General features: G+C 72.9%; 16 protein-coding genes. 8 read left to right on the top strand and 8 right to left on the bottom strand.

All coding sequences use genetic code 11. The features are described from left to right. Nucleotides 1-20 precede the first annotated feature (20 nt). The 4 genes from BM339_RS00520 to BM339_RS00505 are packed head-to-tail and all read left to right on the top strand — an operon-like array spanning nucleotide 21 to nucleotide 3,496. Nucleotides 21-1,481 carry an aldehyde dehydrogenase gene (locus tag BM339_RS00520; RefSeq protein WP_075019611.1) on the top strand — a complete coding sequence of 487 codons (1,461 nt, stop codon included), beginning with the start codon at nucleotides 21-23 and terminating at the stop codon, nucleotides 1,479-1,481. Continuing rightward, on the top strand, nucleotides 1,478-2,212 hold the full coding sequence (locus BM339_RS00515; protein ID WP_075019610.1) for an SDR family oxidoreductase: 735 nt from the start codon (nucleotides 1,478-1,480) through the stop codon (nucleotides 2,210-2,212). The genes BM339_RS00520 and BM339_RS00515 overlap by 4 nt, the downstream gene beginning before the upstream one ends. Nucleotides 2,213-2,262: 50 nt before the next feature. Beyond that, complete coding sequence (locus BM339_RS00510) at nucleotides 2,263-3,102, top strand: NAD(P)-dependent oxidoreductase (protein WP_218163542.1); 840 nt, start codon at nucleotides 2,263-2,265, stop codon at nucleotides 3,100-3,102. Beyond that, nucleotides 3,095-3,496 carry a carboxymuconolactone decarboxylase family protein gene (locus BM339_RS00505; RefSeq protein WP_024935328.1) on the top strand — a complete coding sequence of 134 codons (402 nt, stop codon included), beginning with the start codon at nucleotides 3,095-3,097 and terminating at the stop codon, nucleotides 3,494-3,496. Before BM339_RS00510 ends, BM339_RS00505 begins: the two co-directional genes overlap by 8 nt. Here BM339_RS00505 and BM339_RS00500 read toward each other — a convergent pair. Then, nucleotides 3,493-4,065, bottom strand: a complete 573-nt coding sequence (locus BM339_RS00500; protein ID WP_033331806.1) for an acetamidase/formamidase family protein — start codon at nucleotides 4,063-4,065, stop codon at nucleotides 3,493-3,495. The genes BM339_RS00505 and BM339_RS00500 overlap by 4 nt on opposite strands. 162 nt (nucleotides 4,066-4,227) lie before the next feature. Here BM339_RS00500 and BM339_RS00495 point away from each other — a divergent pair, with 162 nt between their 5' ends. Continuing rightward, entirely contained in the window at nucleotides 4,228-6,078 is a 1,851-nt protein-coding gene (locus BM339_RS00495; protein WP_083597142.1) for a beta-propeller domain-containing protein, read from the top strand. Nucleotides 6,079-6,106: 28 nt separating this feature from the next. Here BM339_RS00495 and BM339_RS00490 read toward each other — a convergent pair whose 3' ends face one another. Genes BM339_RS00490 through BM339_RS00480 form a run of 3 tightly spaced genes read right to left on the bottom strand, consistent with a single transcriptional unit; the run spans nucleotide 6,107 to nucleotide 9,140 of the window. Then, on the bottom strand, nucleotides 6,107-7,228 hold the full coding sequence (locus BM339_RS00490) for a D-alanine--D-alanine ligase family protein (protein ID WP_075019608.1): 1,122 nt from the start codon (nucleotides 7,226-7,228) through the stop codon (nucleotides 6,107-6,109). A gap of 56 nt (nucleotides 7,229-7,284) precedes the next feature. Then, nucleotides 7,285-8,274: an NAD(P)H-dependent glycerol-3-phosphate dehydrogenase gene (locus BM339_RS00485; protein ID WP_033331832.1), complete on the bottom strand. Its 990-nt coding sequence runs from the start codon at nucleotides 8,272-8,274 to the stop codon at nucleotides 7,285-7,287. Nucleotides 8,275-8,291: 17 nt separating this feature from the next. After that, a complete protein-coding gene (locus BM339_RS00480) occupies nucleotides 8,292-9,140 on the bottom strand; it encodes a lysophospholipid acyltransferase family protein (protein WP_024935332.1) in 849 nt (282 codons plus the stop codon). Between the two features lie 140 nt (nucleotides 9,141-9,280). Here BM339_RS00480 and cofC point away from each other — a divergent pair, with 140 nt between their 5' ends. Continuing rightward, nucleotides 9,281-9,958, top strand: a complete 678-nt coding sequence (cofC, locus tag BM339_RS00475) for a 2-phospho-L-lactate guanylyltransferase (RefSeq protein ID WP_083597140.1) — start codon at nucleotides 9,281-9,283, stop codon at nucleotides 9,956-9,958. Nucleotides 9,959-9,968: 10 nt separating this feature from the next. Beyond that, nucleotides 9,969-10,172 (top strand): hypothetical protein, encoded by a 204-nt coding sequence (locus BM339_RS00470; protein WP_021598707.1) that lies wholly within the window; start codon nucleotides 9,969-9,971, stop codon nucleotides 10,170-10,172. Nucleotides 10,173-10,241: 69 nt separating this feature from the next. On the opposite strand, the gene BM339_RS00465 is transcribed toward BM339_RS00470, so the two are convergent. The 4 genes from BM339_RS00465 to leuC all read right to left on the bottom strand — a co-directional run bounded on the left by BM339_RS00465 (nucleotide 10,242) and on the right by leuC (nucleotide 13,179). Continuing rightward, nucleotides 10,242-10,520 carry an HU family DNA-binding protein gene (locus tag BM339_RS00465; RefSeq protein ID WP_021598708.1) on the bottom strand — a complete coding sequence of 93 codons (279 nt, stop codon included), beginning with the start codon at nucleotides 10,518-10,520 and terminating at the stop codon, nucleotides 10,242-10,244. 158 nt (nucleotides 10,521-10,678) lie between these two features. Beyond that, entirely contained in the window at nucleotides 10,679-10,900 is a 222-nt protein-coding gene (locus BM339_RS00460; RefSeq protein ID WP_075019606.1) for an SCO5555 family protein, read from the bottom strand. Nucleotides 10,901-11,135: 235 nt separating this feature from the next. Further along, the gene (gene leuD / locus BM339_RS00455) at nucleotides 11,136-11,723 is read right to left on the bottom strand and encodes a 3-isopropylmalate dehydratase small subunit (RefSeq protein ID WP_021598710.1); all 588 of its coding nucleotides are present in this window, start codon (nucleotides 11,721-11,723) and stop codon (nucleotides 11,136-11,138) included. A 10-nt stretch (nucleotides 11,724-11,733) separates the two neighbouring features. Further along, the gene (gene leuC, locus BM339_RS00450; protein WP_075020100.1) at nucleotides 11,734-13,179 is read right to left on the bottom strand and encodes a 3-isopropylmalate dehydratase large subunit; all 1,446 of its coding nucleotides are present in this window, start codon (nucleotides 13,177-13,179) and stop codon (nucleotides 11,734-11,736) included. 115 nt (nucleotides 13,180-13,294) lie between these two features. Between leuC and BM339_RS00445 the strand changes: the two genes are divergently transcribed. Then, nucleotides 13,295-14,014, top strand: a complete 720-nt coding sequence (locus BM339_RS00445; protein ID WP_021598712.1) for an IclR family transcriptional regulator — start codon at nucleotides 13,295-13,297, stop codon at nucleotides 14,012-14,014. The last annotated feature ends 3 nt before the right edge of the window (nucleotides 14,015-14,017 follow it).

Genomic DNA, 14,017 nt, shown 5'->3' with positions numbered 1-14,017 from the left:
CTGAACTGTAGTCTGGACACGTGTCCAGAACAACCGATCGCTTGCTTCTGCTGGACGGGCGGCTCGTCCCCGGGACGGGCGGCGCCTTCGAGACGATCAATCCCGCCACCGAGGAGGTGCTCGGCACCGCCGCCGACGCCACCGCCGCCGACCTGGACCGCGCGATCGGGGCGGCCCGGCGCGCTTTCGACGAGACCTCGTGGTCGTCCGACCACGCCTTCCGGGCCCGGTGCCTGCGGCAGCTCCGGGACGGGCTGCGGCGCCGCGCGGACGAGCTGCGCGAACTCACGATCAAGGAGGTGGGCGCGCCCCGGTTCCTGACGTTCGGCGCCCAGCTCGACGCGCCCGTCGACGATCTGGGCTGGTTCGCCGACCTGGTCGAGGGCTACGCCTGGGAACGCGACCTCGGCCGCGCCGAGCCGATGGGGATGCCGAGCCACCGGCGGGTGCGGCGGGAGGCCGCGGGCGTCGTCGGCGCCATCACGCCGTGGAACTTCCCGCACCAGATCAACCTCGCCAAGCTGGGCCCCGCGCTCGCGGCAGGCAACACCGTGGTCCTGAAGCCGGCGCCCGACACGCCCTGGTGCGCGGCCGTCCTCGGTGAGGTCATCGCGGCGGAGACCGACATCCCGCCGGGCGTGGTGAACGTGGTGACCTCGTCCGATCACGAGCTGGGCGCGCGGCTCAGCCGGGACCCGCGGGTGGACCTGGTGTCGTTCACCGGGTCCACGGCGACCGGGCGGGACGTGATGGCGAGCGCCGCCGCGACGCTCAAGAGGGTGTTCCTGGAGCTCGGCGGCAAGTCGGCGTTCATCGTGCTGGACGACGCCGACCTGCGGTCCGCGTGCGCGTACGCGGCGTTCTCGGGCGTCGCCCATGCCGGGCAGGGCTGCGCGATCACGACCCGGATCCTCGTCCCGCGCGACCGGTACGACGAGGCCGTCGAGGTGACGGCGGGCACGCTGGCGAAGCTCGGCGTCGGCGACCCCCAGGACGACCGGACGATCTGCGGCCCGGTGATATCGGCGCGGCAGCGCATGCGCGTCGAGGGCTATCTGGAGCTGGCCGCGAAGGAGGGCGGCGCGTTCGCCTGCGGCGGCGGCCGTCCGGAGGGCCGCGACCGGGGCTTCTGGATCGAGCCGACGCTGATCACCGGGCTGGCCAACGACTGCCGGACCGCGCGCGAGGAGATCTTCGGGCCGGTGCTGGTGATCCTGCCGCACGACGGCGACGACGACGCCGTGCGGATCGCGAACGACTCGCCGTACGGGCTGTCGGGCGCGGTGCACGGCGGCGACGCCGAGCGGGCCCGCGGGGTCGCGCGGCGGCTCCGCACCGGCACCGTCAGCGTGAACGGCGGCGTCTGGTACGGCGCGGACGTCCCGTTCGGCGGCTACAAGCAGTCGGGCATCGGCCGCGAGATGGGCGTGGCCGGCTTCGAGGAGTATCTGGAGACCCAGGCGATCGCGGAGGGCTTGTGAGGTTCGAGGGAAGGGTCGCGGTCGTCACCGGGGCCGCGCAGGGGATCGGCGAGGCGTACGCGCGGGCGCTGGCGTCCGAGGGCGCGCGCGTGGTCGTCGCGGACGTGGACGAGCGCGGCCAGGGCGTCGCCGACGACATCAAGGGCCTGTTCGTGCGGACGGACGTCTCCGACCCCGCGTCCGTGGAGGCCATGGCGGCGGCGGCCAAGGAGCGGTTCGGCGGGATCGACCACCTCGTCAACAACGCCGCCATCTTCGGCACGATGAAACTGGACTTCCTCTTCACCGTCGACTGGGGCTACTACAAGAAGTTCATGTCGGTGAACATGGACGGCGCGCTGCTGTGCGCGCGCGCCTGCTACCCGCACATGCAGGAGCGCGGGGGCGGCTCCATCGTCAACCAGTCGTCCACGGCTGCGTGGCAGTACTCCGGCTTTTACGGGCTGGCGAAGGTCGGGGTCAACGGGCTCACCCAGCAGCTCGCGCACGAGCTGGGCGGCATGAACATCCGCGTGAACGCGATCGCGCCCGGACCGATCGACACCGAGGCGAACCGCGCCGTCGTCCCGGGCGACATGTCGCAGAAGATCGTCCAGGACAAGATGGCGCTCAAGCGGATGGGCTCCCCCGAAGACCTGGTCGGCGCGTGCCTGTTCCTCCTGTCGGACGAGGCCGCATGGATAACGGGCCAGATCGTGAACGTGGACGGCGGCGAGGTGTTCAGGGCATGAGCGAAGCGAACCGGGGGGCGCGGGGGGTCGTCCCCCCGCAAGAGACACGCATGAGGGTGGGGTTCATCGGGCTCGGCCGGATGGGCGCGCCGATGGCCGGTCACCTGGCCGGCGGGGAGCTGGTCGTGTACGACGCGCGGGCCGAGGCGGTGGCGCCGCTGGTGAAGGCGGGGGCGCGGGCGGCGAAGGGCGTCGCCGACGTGGCCGCGCACGCGGACCTGGTCTCGATCATGGTCCGGGACGACGCCCAGGTGACCGAGGTCGGCGAGGAGGCGATCGCGACCGCCCGTCCGGGCACGGTCCTCGCGATCCACTCGACGATCCGCGCGGGGACCGCCGAGGATCTCGCCGCGCGGGCCCGGCGGTACGGGATCGAGGTGGTGGACGCGCCGGTCAGCGGCGGGTTCATGGGCGCGAGCGCGGGCAGCCTCGCGGTGATGGCCGGCGGCACGGACGAGGCGTTCGAGCGCTGCCGCGGACCGTTCGGCGCGTGGGCGGACCTCGTCCTGCACATGGGCCCGGTCGGCGCGGGCACCCGGACGAAGCTGGCCCGCAACATGCTGCACTTCATCTCGTTCACGGCCGCCGCCGAGGCGCAGCGGCTGGCGGAGGCGTCCGGGGTGTCGCTGCGCAAGCTCGGCCGGGTCGTCCGGCACACCGACGCGATCACCGGCGGGGCGGGCTCGATCATGCTGCGTCCGACGACCGCGCCCCTGAAGCCGGACGACGACCTGTACGAGATCCTCAGCCACACCCGGGACCTCGGCGAGAAGGACCTGTCGCTCGCCCTGGAACTGGCCGAGGAGCTGGGGGTGGACGTTCCGCTGGCGCGCATCGCCCTCGAACGGTTCGGCGCCGGGCTCGGGCTGGAGGGTGAGGGCGATGAGTGAGGGTGATCTCCCCGCGGAGGGCAGGGACGAGCGTCGCGAACGCGGGCTGGAGATGATGCGGCAGGTCTACGGCTGGGAGATCGGGGACGCGCCCGGCGAGTTCTTCGGCATCACCGTCGACCACCTCTTCGGCGACATCTGGACGCGTCCCGGCCTGACCATGCGCGACCGGCGGCTCCTCCTGCTCGGCGTCCTGGCCGGTCAGGGGCTGAACGACGTCCTCGACATCCAGATCCCGGCGGCGCTGGCCAACGGGGAGCTGGCACCGGACGAGCTGCGCGAGATCGGCATCTTCCTGACCCACTACATCGGCTGGCCCCTCGGTTCCCGGCTGAGCGTCCAGATCGACACGCTGATCGCCAAGCACGAGAGGCGCGCGCGGAAGGAGGGTTAGGCGACGCGCGGGGACGGGTCGGGCATCAGCATCGGCCCGGTCACGCGGAACCGCTCGACGCCGCGGCGGGTGAGGTTGACGCGCAGGTCGATCCAGCCGGGCGCCGCCGCGCCGTCGCAGCCGTCGCCGCCGCGCGCGGGGAAGTGCAGGTCGCCGGCGGACAGCTTGGCGCCGCGCACGCGCACCGGCAGCAGGACGCGCGAGCCGGCGGACAGCGGCGCGATGCGGCAGCCGCCGACGTCGCGTCCCCGGGCGCCGGCGGGCAGCGCGACGGGGTCGGACGGCGCGCAGCCGATGATGCCCGGGTGGCCGCCGGTGTCGTGCGCGCCGCCGGTCCGGCCGACGCCGAGCACGTCCACGACGATCACGTCGCCGGGCTCGGCGCCGACGACCACGAGCGGGCCGCACAGCAGGACGCCGTCGCCGGGACCGCGGCCGGGGCACTCCATCCGGACGGAGCCGCCGGTGATGACCTCCGCGACGCCCGGCAGGTCGGGGTGCCAGTGGTCGTGGCCGGGCACGTCCCGGCTGCCGGGGTCGTGGAGGTCGAACATGGCGGGTGAGGGCATGGGAGGGCGTTCCTTCCGGTCGGGTTCGGTCCGTGGTCCGATCGTGCCGGTCGGCTGTTTCCGGACGATTTCAGCGCTCTGACGGCCGCGTTAGCCAGAGATCACCGGAAAATCGGAGGGAATCCGCGGGAACCAGGACGGTGATGCGAGCGTCTAAGGCCCATGCGTGGTCGCATCCTCGTACCGGCCGCGACGATGCTCCTGCTGGCCGGGTGCTCGGGTTCTCCGGAGCCCCCCGGACGGCCGGCCCCCGCATCGCCGGTACGCCTCGTCGCCTATGACGGCTGCGGCAAGCTCCTCGACGAGTTGCGCAAGGCCACGGTCGACAGGGTGGGCCCGACCGGGCTGGACGGCATGCCCGTCCTCCCCGCCGACGGGACCTGGGCGCTGGGGAAGGTCCCGGGCGGCGCCGAGTCGCGGGCCCAGGGCCAGGCTCCACCCCATTCCACCACCAACTCCCACGAGGCGGGCGCGGACGAGCCCGACCTCGTGAAGACGGACGGCCGCCGGATCATCGCGCTCGCGGACGGACGGCTCAGGGTCATCGACCCGGCGACCCGCAAGGTGGCGCACTCGCTGGAACTGCCGGGCGAGACCCGGTACGGCAACGGGCAACTGCTCCTCAGCGGCGATCGCGTGCTGGTGACGAGCCGGCAGCAGCGGGCCATCCCGCTCGACCGGCCGGGGCCGGGCGCCGGCCCGCTGCCCGTGCCGGAGCAGCTGATGCGGCTGACCCTGGTCGACGTGGCGGGCGCGCCGAAGATCATCGGTTCGATGACGTCCACCGCCGACTACCTGGACGCCCGCCAGAGCGGCTCGACGGTCCGGGTCGTGGTGCAGTCGCGCCCGCGCATCGACTTCCCCGGCAGGGGCGACGCGGACAAGGCCACCTCGGAGAACCGGAACGCCGTCTGGGCCGCCCCGCTGGAAGCCTGGCTGCCCGCCTTCGAAACGGACGCCGGCCAGACCTACCGGGCGCCGTGCGACCAGGTCAGCCGCCCGTCCGCGTATGCCGGTTCCTCGATGCTGACCATGCTGACGTTCGATCTGTCGAAGGGCCTGGGCGATCCGCAGCCGATCGCGGTGACCGCGGAGGGATCGACGGTCTACGGCAACGGCAAGAGCCTGTACGTCACCGGCACTCCCCCGCAGCCGTTCACGCGGTCGCCGCAGAAGAGAGTGCAGCCGCGCACGGACATCTACAAGTTCGACGTCAGTGGCGCGGGCCGTCCCCGCTACGTGGCGTCAGGCTCGGTGAAGGGCTCCCTGCTCAACCAGTACTCGATGTCGGAGCACGAGGGGAACCTGCGGATCGCCACGACGACCAGCCGGCCGGTGCCAGGCGACAGGTCGTCCCAGAGTTCGGTGTACGTCCTCGCACAGCGGAACGCGTCGCTCACCGAGATCGGGCGCGTCGACGGGCTCGGCAAGGGAGAGCGAATCCACTCGGTCCGGTTCATCGGCGCCGGGGCCTACGTCGTCACGTTCCGGCAGACCGACCCGCTGTACACGCTCGATCTGAAGGACCCGCGGCGCCCGCGCCTCACCGGCGAACTCAAGATCACCGGCTACTCGGCCTACCTGCACCCCACGGCGGACGGGAGACTCCTCGGCGTCGGGCAGGACGCGGACACCTCCGGCCGGACGAGCGGCCTCCAGATCTCCCTGTTCGACGTCTCCGGCGAACCGCGGCGGGTCGGAGCCCACAAGCTCCCCGGCACGAGCTCCCGGGCGGAGTTCGACCCGCACGCCTTCCTGTACTGGCCGGAGACCGGGCTGACGGTCGTCCCCGTGCTGCGGCCCGGCCGCGGGGCGGCCGAGGCCCTCGTCCTCAAGGTCGCCGGAACCCGCATCACCGAGACCGGCACGGTCCGCCATCCCGGGAAGACCGGCCGCAACGGCGTCGACCGCTCCCTGCTCGTGGGCGGAACCCTCTGGACGTTCTCCGACGGCGGAGCGCACGCCACCGACGCGTCCACCCTCAAGGGCGGCGACTGGCTGCCGTACGGCTGACGTTCAGCCTGCACTTTCAGCCCGACGTTCAGCGCAGCCCGGTGGACCGCCGCAGCGCCGTCTGGATCAGCCGGTCGACCAGCGCCGGGTAGTCCAGCCCGGTCGCCGCCCACATCTGCGGGAACGCCGACGCCGGGGTGAAGCCGGGCATCGTGTTGATCTCGTTGAGGATCCACCGGCCGTCGGGCGTGTGGAAGAAGTCGACCCGGGCGAGGCCCTCGCAGTCGAGCGCGTCGAACGCCTGCACCGCGATGCGGCGGACCTCCTCGATCGCGGCGGGCGGCAGGTCCGGCGGGATCGCCATGGTGGTGGAGCCGTCGAGGTACTTGGTCTCGAAGTCGTAGAAGTCGTGGCCGCCCGCCATCAGCACCTCGGCGGGCAGGCTCGCCTCGGCGGGGCCGTCGTCCACGCCCTGCAGGACGCCGCACTCGATCTCGCGGCCCTCGACCGCCGCCTCCACGATGACCTTGGGGTCGTGCTCGCGGGCCGCCTCGACCGCGGCCTCCAGCCCGGCCTCGTCGGTCACGCGGGTGATGCCCATGCTGGACCCGGCGCGGGCCGGCTTGACGAACACCGGGGTCCCGGCGGCCAGGCCCAGCTCCTTGATCTCGTCGATCTTGCGCTTGCGCTCGCGCCGCCACTCCCGGTCGCCGACCAGGACGTACGGGCCGACGGGCAGGCCGCGCGCCTGCCAGACGAGCTTCATGAACCCCTTGTCCATGCCGACCGCGCTGGCCAGCACCCCGGCGCCGACGTAGCGGATCCCGGCGAGGTCGAGCAGGCCCTGGATCGTGCCGTCCTCGCCGTAGGGGCCGTGCAGGAGCGGCAGGACGACGTCGACGTCGCCGAGGGTCGAGGGCACCTTGCCCGGCTCGACCACCATCAGGCCGCGGCTCTCGGGGTCGAACGGCAGCGCCAGGACGCCGCCCTCGCCGGTCACCTCCGGGAGCCGGCCGTCCTCGATCGCGAGCCGCAGGTCCGCGGGCGGGAGCACCCAGCGCCCGTCGCGGGCGATGCCGACCGGCACCACCTCGTACCGGTCCCGGTCGATGGCGGCCATGACGGCGCCCGCGGTGACGCAGGAGATCGCGTGCTCGGAGCTGCGCCCGCCGAAGACCACGGCCACGCGGATCCTAGAAACCTGGGACATGAGGCCCGACCCTACCGGTGATCAGCCCGCGCGGGCCACGAGCGCGGCGATCATGGTCACACTCCGTACCGCTCCGGCTTCGGGGACCGCGAGATCAGCGAGATCGCCGCCTCCTTGATCGGCATGCCGTGGTGCAGGACCGCGGTGACCGCCTCGGTGATCGGCATCTCGACGTTGTGCTTGCGGGCCAGCTCCAGCACCGCCTCGGACGACTTGACGCCCTCCGCGGTCTGCTTGGTGGCGGCGATGACCTCGTCGAGGGTCATCCCGCGGCCGAGGTTCTCGCCGAACGTCCGGTTCCGCGACAGCGGCGACATGCACGTCCCGACGAGGTCGCCCATCCCGGCGAGCCCGGCGAAGGTGTGCTCGTCCGCGCCGAGCGCGGCGCCCAGCCGGGCGATCTCGGCGAGCCCGCGCGTCATCAGCACCGCCTGGGTGCTCGCGCCGAACCCGAGCCCGACCGACATGCCCACGCACAGCGCGACGATGTTCTTCACCGCGCCGCCCAGCTCGCAGCCGACCACGTCGGTGGAGGTGTAGACGCGGAAGTACGGGGTCATGGTCGCGGCCTGCAGGCGCACCGCGGCGTCCTCGTCCACGCAGGCGGCGACGGCCGCGCCGGGCTCCCCGCCGGCGATCTCCCGGGCGAGGTTGGGGCCGCCGAAGACGGCGACGCGCTCCTCCGGGACGTCGGCGACCTCGCAGATCACCTCCGACATCCGCTTGGACGTCCCGATCTCGACGCCCTTCATCAGGCTGACGAGCACGGCCTCCGCGGGGAGCAGCGGCACCCAGCCGGCGAGGTTCTGCCGGAGCGTCTGCGCCGGGACGGCCAGCGCGACGAAGTCGGCGCCCTTGAGGGCCTCGGCCGGGTCCAGCGTGGCGCGGACGGCCTCCGGGATCGGGACCCCGGGCAGGTAGTCGGGGTTCTCGTGCCGCTCGTTGATCGACTCGACGACCTCGGGGCGGCGGCCCCACAGGACGACGTCGCCGCCCGCGTCGTGCAGCAGGCGGGTGACCGTCGTCCCCCAGGATCCGGCGCCCATCACCGCGGTACGGAAGGTCACGAGTCGGCCGCCTTCGGCTCCGCGGCCCGCCGCCCGCCGGACTCCGCCTCGGCCGGCGGCGCGGGCTCGGGGACCGCGGGCCCGGCGGCGGCGCCGCGGCGCTCTTCGAGCACCCTGTGGTGGTCGTAGCGCTCCGCGGGCGGCTCCTCGCCGCGCAGCTCGCCGAGCAGCCCGGTGATCGCGGTCATGATGTCGTCGGTGGCGGCCCGCAGCGTCTCCCGGTCGAGCGGGCGCCCCTCGTACTCCGACAGGTCGACCGGCGGCCCGGCGATCACCTTCATCGTCTTGCGGGGCAGCGGATGGAAGCCCTTCTTCAGGCTGCCCGCCAGCCCCTTCTGCTCGCCCTTCTTGTACGGCATGAGCTCGTGCGCGCCCCAGCTCGCCACGGGGACGACCTTGGCGCCGGTCGTCAGCGCCATCCGCGCGACCCCGGTCTGCCCGGTCATCGGCCACAGCTCGGGGTCACGGGTGCAGCTGCCCTCCGGGTAGAACATCAGGCACTCGCCGTCCAGCAGCGCCTTCTCGGCGTCCTCGAGGGCGAGGGCCGCGTCGGCGCGGTCGCGGTAGACGGGGATCTGGCCGGTGCCGCGCAGCACGCCGCCGATGAACCTCACGTCGAACAGCGTGGACTTGGCCAGGTAGACCGGGTAGCGGCCCGCCTCGTAGACGAAGTGCGCGAGCGCGAGAGGGTCGGATTCGGAGATGTGGTTGGCGGCGATGATGACGCCGCCCTTCCCGGGCACGTTGCCGCGCCCGCGCCAGTCCCGCTTGAGCAGCCCGAACAGCAGCGGGCGCAGGATGACGATCGTGAGCCTGCGCCATGCCGGCGAATACGCGTGGCCCATCCGCGCTCCCTGCGAGGTGACGGCCCCCCGCGCGCCCCGCTTCCCTTCGCTCATAAGACGCCCCCTCCTCTATCCGTCCCCCGGGTGAACGTGGGGTGTCCTCAAGTGTCGCGGTTGCGTGCGCATAGTGTCGAGTTGCCATGTCTACACCAGCACCGTCCATGCCGGCGCCCGGCACGCCCTCCCTCCGGTGGTCGCTCATCGTCCCCGTGAAGGTCCTCGCCAAGGCCAAGACCCGCATGTCCGCGGCCGCGGGCCCGCACCGGGAGGCGCTCGCGCTCGCGGTGGCGGCCGACACGGTCGCCGCGGCGCTGCGCTGCGACCGGGTCCGCGGCGTGATCGTCGTCACCGACGACCCCCTTCCCGCCGCCGAGCTGGCCGCGCTCGGCGCCACGATCGTGCCGGACGTCCCGGACGCGGGCCTGAACCCGGCCCTGGTCCACGGCGCGGGCCGGGGCCGCGAGCTGGCCCCCGACGCGGGGGTCGGGGCGCTGTCGGCCGACCTGCCCGCGCTGCGGCCGGGCGAGCTCGGCCGCGTCCTCGACGCCGCCGGGGCCGTGCCGGAGGCGTTCGTCCCGGACGCGGCCGGTGTCGGCACGACGCTGTACACGGCCCGGCCGGGCGTCCCGTTCTCCCCCGCGTTCGGCGGCGAGTCGCGGGCCGCGCACCGCGCCCGCGGCGCCCGCGAGATCGCGCTGCCCGGGACCGACAGCGTCCGCCGCGACGTCGACACCCCCGGCGACCTCCGCGCCGCCCTGGCCCTCGGCGCCGGCCCCCGCACCACCGAGGTCGCGTCCCGGCTGCCGTCGTTGGCCTAGAGTTCCGGTCATGCAGGGGACGGTGAAGGCGTTCGACGCGGAGACGCGGACCGGGAGCGTGCTGCTCGACGACGGGACGGAGCTGCCGTTCGACGCGGACGCGTTCGCCGCGGGCGGGCTGCGGCTGCTGCGGTTCGGCCAGCGGGTGAACCTCGCGACGGACGGGGACCGGGTCACGGTGGTGACCCTGTCGACCTTCCCGCTCCCGTCCTGACCGGCCCGAACAAAGCGGCAGCGCCCGGGACCGGCTTTTGGCACGGTCCCGAGCGCTGGCGCGGTGCGGCTACTTCTTGCCGGCCACCAGGTTCTTGAAGTCGGCGCCCGCCTTGAACTTCGGCACGGACGTCGCGGGAACCTCGATGGTCTTGCCCGTTGCGGGGTTGCGGGCCGTACGGGCAGGCCGGTCGGCCTTCTCGAACGAACCGAACCCGGTGATGGCGACCTTGTCGCCCTTGGCGACGGCGTTCTGGATCGCCTCCAGGATGGCGTCGACGGCCTCGGCTGCGGCCTTCTTGCTGCCCAGCCGGTCAGAGATGGCGTCGACCAGCTCACGCTTGTTCATGGGTTACTCCTCTAGTTCCCCCCTTGCCCGAACGAAACTAAGGGACCCTCAGCAAGGACACAATCACCTGCACGCACGAGTTGGCGTGTCGCTGGCGTTTTTGTCGGCCTCGCCCCCGTCTCGCCGGGCGACCGGACCGGATCCGGTCACTGCGCACGCTAACCGACGTCGGGGCCGTCTTGAAAATCGGCGAGGAACGCGTCCAGCCTGCGGGCGGCCAGTTCGGCGTCCCGTTTCGCCAGATCGGTGATCGCCAGCAGGTGCCGGATGAGCCGCTGCCGGTCCTGCGGAGGGAGCGGCGCCACGGCCCGGTGAGCGTCACGCAACTGCCGCGCGAGCCGAGTCAGAGCCGGATCGTCCCACTCCGGCTCTGTGTTCATGGCAGTGCCCTCCTCCTTCGGGCCTGGCGGCCCTCCATCGTCGGGCACCGCGGGCGATCGCTGGCATCGCTCCGACTCGCCTTGCGGCTCGCTGCGCGATCGGTTTCTCGCTTCGCTCGAAACCGCCTTCGGACGCGATCGCAACCGTCGAGGTCGTCGCGTGGTCACGGCACCGGCGATGTGGGTGCGTCCGTAGCCAGCGGGCCAGGGGTCCTGCCCCCTGGCCCAGCACAGCTTACGCGGTGGTGGGGAGGAGCGGGTTGCGGGCGGACTCGAACTCGGTGATGGCGTCGGCGTGGCGGAGGGTCAGGCCGATGTCGTCCAGGCCCTCCATGAGCCGCCAGCGGGTGTAGTCGTCGATCTCGAAGGAGGCGACGTCGGCGCCCCAGCGGACCTCGCGCTTCTCCAGGTCGACGGTGATCTCCAGGGCGGGGTCCTTCTCGGCCGCGTCCTGCAGCGCCTCGACCTGCTCGTCGGTGAGGACGACCGGCAGCAGCCCCATCTTGGTGGAGTTGTTGCGGAAGATGTCGCCGAAGCGCGAGGCGATCACGACGCGGAAGCCGTACTGCTGCAGCGCCCAGACGGCGTGCTCGCGGGACGATCCGGTGCCGAAGTCGGGTCCGGCCACGAGGATCCCGGCACCCTCGTACTGGGGCCGGTTGAGGACGAAGTCCGGGTCCTCCCGCCAGGCGGAGAACAGGCCCTTGTCGAACCCGGTGCGGCTGACCTGCTTCAGCCACACGGCGGGGATGATCTGGTCGGTGTCGACGTTGCTGCGGCGCAGCGGCACCGCGCGCCCGGTGTAGGTGGTGAACGCTTCCATCGCGATGTCCTTACAGGTCGGCGGGGGCAGTCAGGCGGCCGGTGACCGCGGTGGCGGCGGCGACGGCGGGCGACACCAGGTGGGTGCGGCCGCCGGGTCCCTGCCGGCCCTCGAAGTTGCGGTTGGACGTGGAGGCGCTGCGCTCGCCGGGCGTGAGCTTGTCGGGGTTCATCGCCAGGCACATCGAGCAGCCCGCCTCGCGCCACTCGGCGCCGGACGCGGAGATGACCGCGTCGAGGCCCTCCTCCTCGGCCTGCTTCTTGACCTTCATCGAGCCGGGGACGACGAGCATCCGGACGCCGTCGGCGACCCTGCGGCCCTTGAGGACGCCCGCGACGGCGCGCAGGTCCTCGATGCGGCCGTTGGTGCAGGAGCCGACGAAGACGGTGTCGACCTCGATGTCGCGCAGCCGCGTCCCGGCGGTGAGGCCCATGTACTCCAGCGCCCGCTCGGCGTTCTGCCGCTTGACCGGGTCGTCGATGGACGCCGGGTCCGGGACGGACTCGGCGAGCGGCAGCCCCTGGCCCGGGTTGGTGCCCCACGTGACGAACGGCGTCAGCTCGGACGCGTCGATCACGACCTCCTTGTCGAAGACCGCGTCGTCGTCGGTGCGCAGGGACGTCCAGTACTCGACGGCCTTGTCCCACTCCTCGGCGTTCTCATTCTGGGGGGACGACCCCCCAGACCCCCCGGCAACAGCGTGTGAGGGCGCGTGCGGACGGCCCTTGAGGTACTCGAACGTGGTCTCGTCCGGAGCGATCATCCCGGCGCGGGCGCCGGCCTCGATGGACATGTTGCAGACCGTCATGCGGCCTTCCATCGACAGCGACCGCACGGCCTCGCCGCGGTACTCGATGATGTGGCCCTGGCCGCCGCCGGTGCCGATCCGCGCGATGATCGCCAGGATGAGGTCCTTGGCGGTGACGCCCTCGGGCAGCGCGCCGTTCACGGTCACGGCCATCGTCTTCGGCCGGATCTGCGGCAGCGTCTGGGTGGCGAGGACGTGCTCGACCTCGCTGGTGCCGATGCCGAAGGCGAGCGCGCCGAACGCGCCGTGCGTGGAGGTGTGCGAGTCGCCGCACACGACGGTCATGCCGGGCTGGGTGAGGCCGAGCTGCGGGCCGATGACGTGCACGATGCCCTGGCCGTCGTCGCCCATCGGGTGCAGCCGGATCCCGAAGTCGGAGCAGTTCTTGCGGAGCGTCTCGACCTGGGTGCGCGACACCGGGTCGGCGATCGGCTTGAGCAGGTCCGTGGTCGGGACGTTGTGGTCCTCGGTGGCGATCGTGAGGTCGGGGCGGCGGACCTGGCGGCCGGCCATCCGCAGCCCGTCGAACGCCTGCGGGCTGGTGACCTCGTGGACCAGGTGCAGGTCGATGTAGAGGAGGTCCGGCTCACCCTCGGCTCGCCGTACGACGTGCGCGTCGTACACCTTCTCGGCCAGTGTTCGGCCCATCACCTTCACCTCACCTGTAATGATCGTCGGCGCGCCGCCCGCGGTCCGGGCGGCGCACCCGTGGTCCCTGTGACCTCGACTTGCATCTCAAATTACGAGACGGCAATATCAAGACATGGACAACTCTAGCGGAGTCGGCGTACTTGACAAAGCGGTTCTCGTCCTGAACGCGCTGGAGGCCGGCCCGGCCTCGCTCGCCCAGCTCGTCCAGACGACCGGGCTGGCCCGCCCCACCGCCCACCGGCTGGCCGTCGCGCTGGAGCACCACCGCCTCGTGCACCGCGACACGCAGGGGCGGTTCATCCTCGGGCCCCGGCTCGCCGAGCTGGCGGTCGCGGCGGGCGAGGACCGGCTGCTCGCCATCGCGCAGCCCATCCTGGCCCAGCTGCGCGACCTGACCGGCGAGAGCGCGTCGCTGTTCCGCCGCCAGGGGGACGTCCGGGTCTGCGTGGCCGCCGCCGAGCGCACCAGCGGCCTGCGCGACACGATCCCGGTGGGCGCCGCGCTCCCGATGACGGCCGGCTCGGCCGCGCAGGTCCTGCTGGCCTGGGAGGAGCCCGACCGGCTGCACCGCGGGCTGCGCGGCGCCAAGTTCGAGGCCACGACGCTCGCCTCCGTCCGGCGCCGGGGCTGGGCGCAGAGCGTCGGGGAGCGCGAGCAGGGCGTCGGCTCGGTCTCGGCGCCGGTCCGCGGCGCCGGCGGGCGGGTGATCGCCGCCGTCTCGGTGTCGGGCCCCCTCGAACGCCTGACCCGCTCCCCCGGCCGCCTGCACGCCGGGCCCGTCGCCGCCGCGGCGGAGAAGATCTCCGAGGGGATGCGCCGCACGGCGTCCTGACCG

Origin of the sequence: Actinomadura madurae (genome assembly GCF_900115095.1) — a bacterium.
GTDB classification, from domain to species: Bacteria; Actinomycetota; Actinomycetes; order Streptosporangiales; family Streptosporangiaceae; genus Spirillospora; species Spirillospora madurae.
Note: the sequence above shows the minus strand (reverse complement) of the source record. Positions and strands in the feature narration are given on the sequence as shown.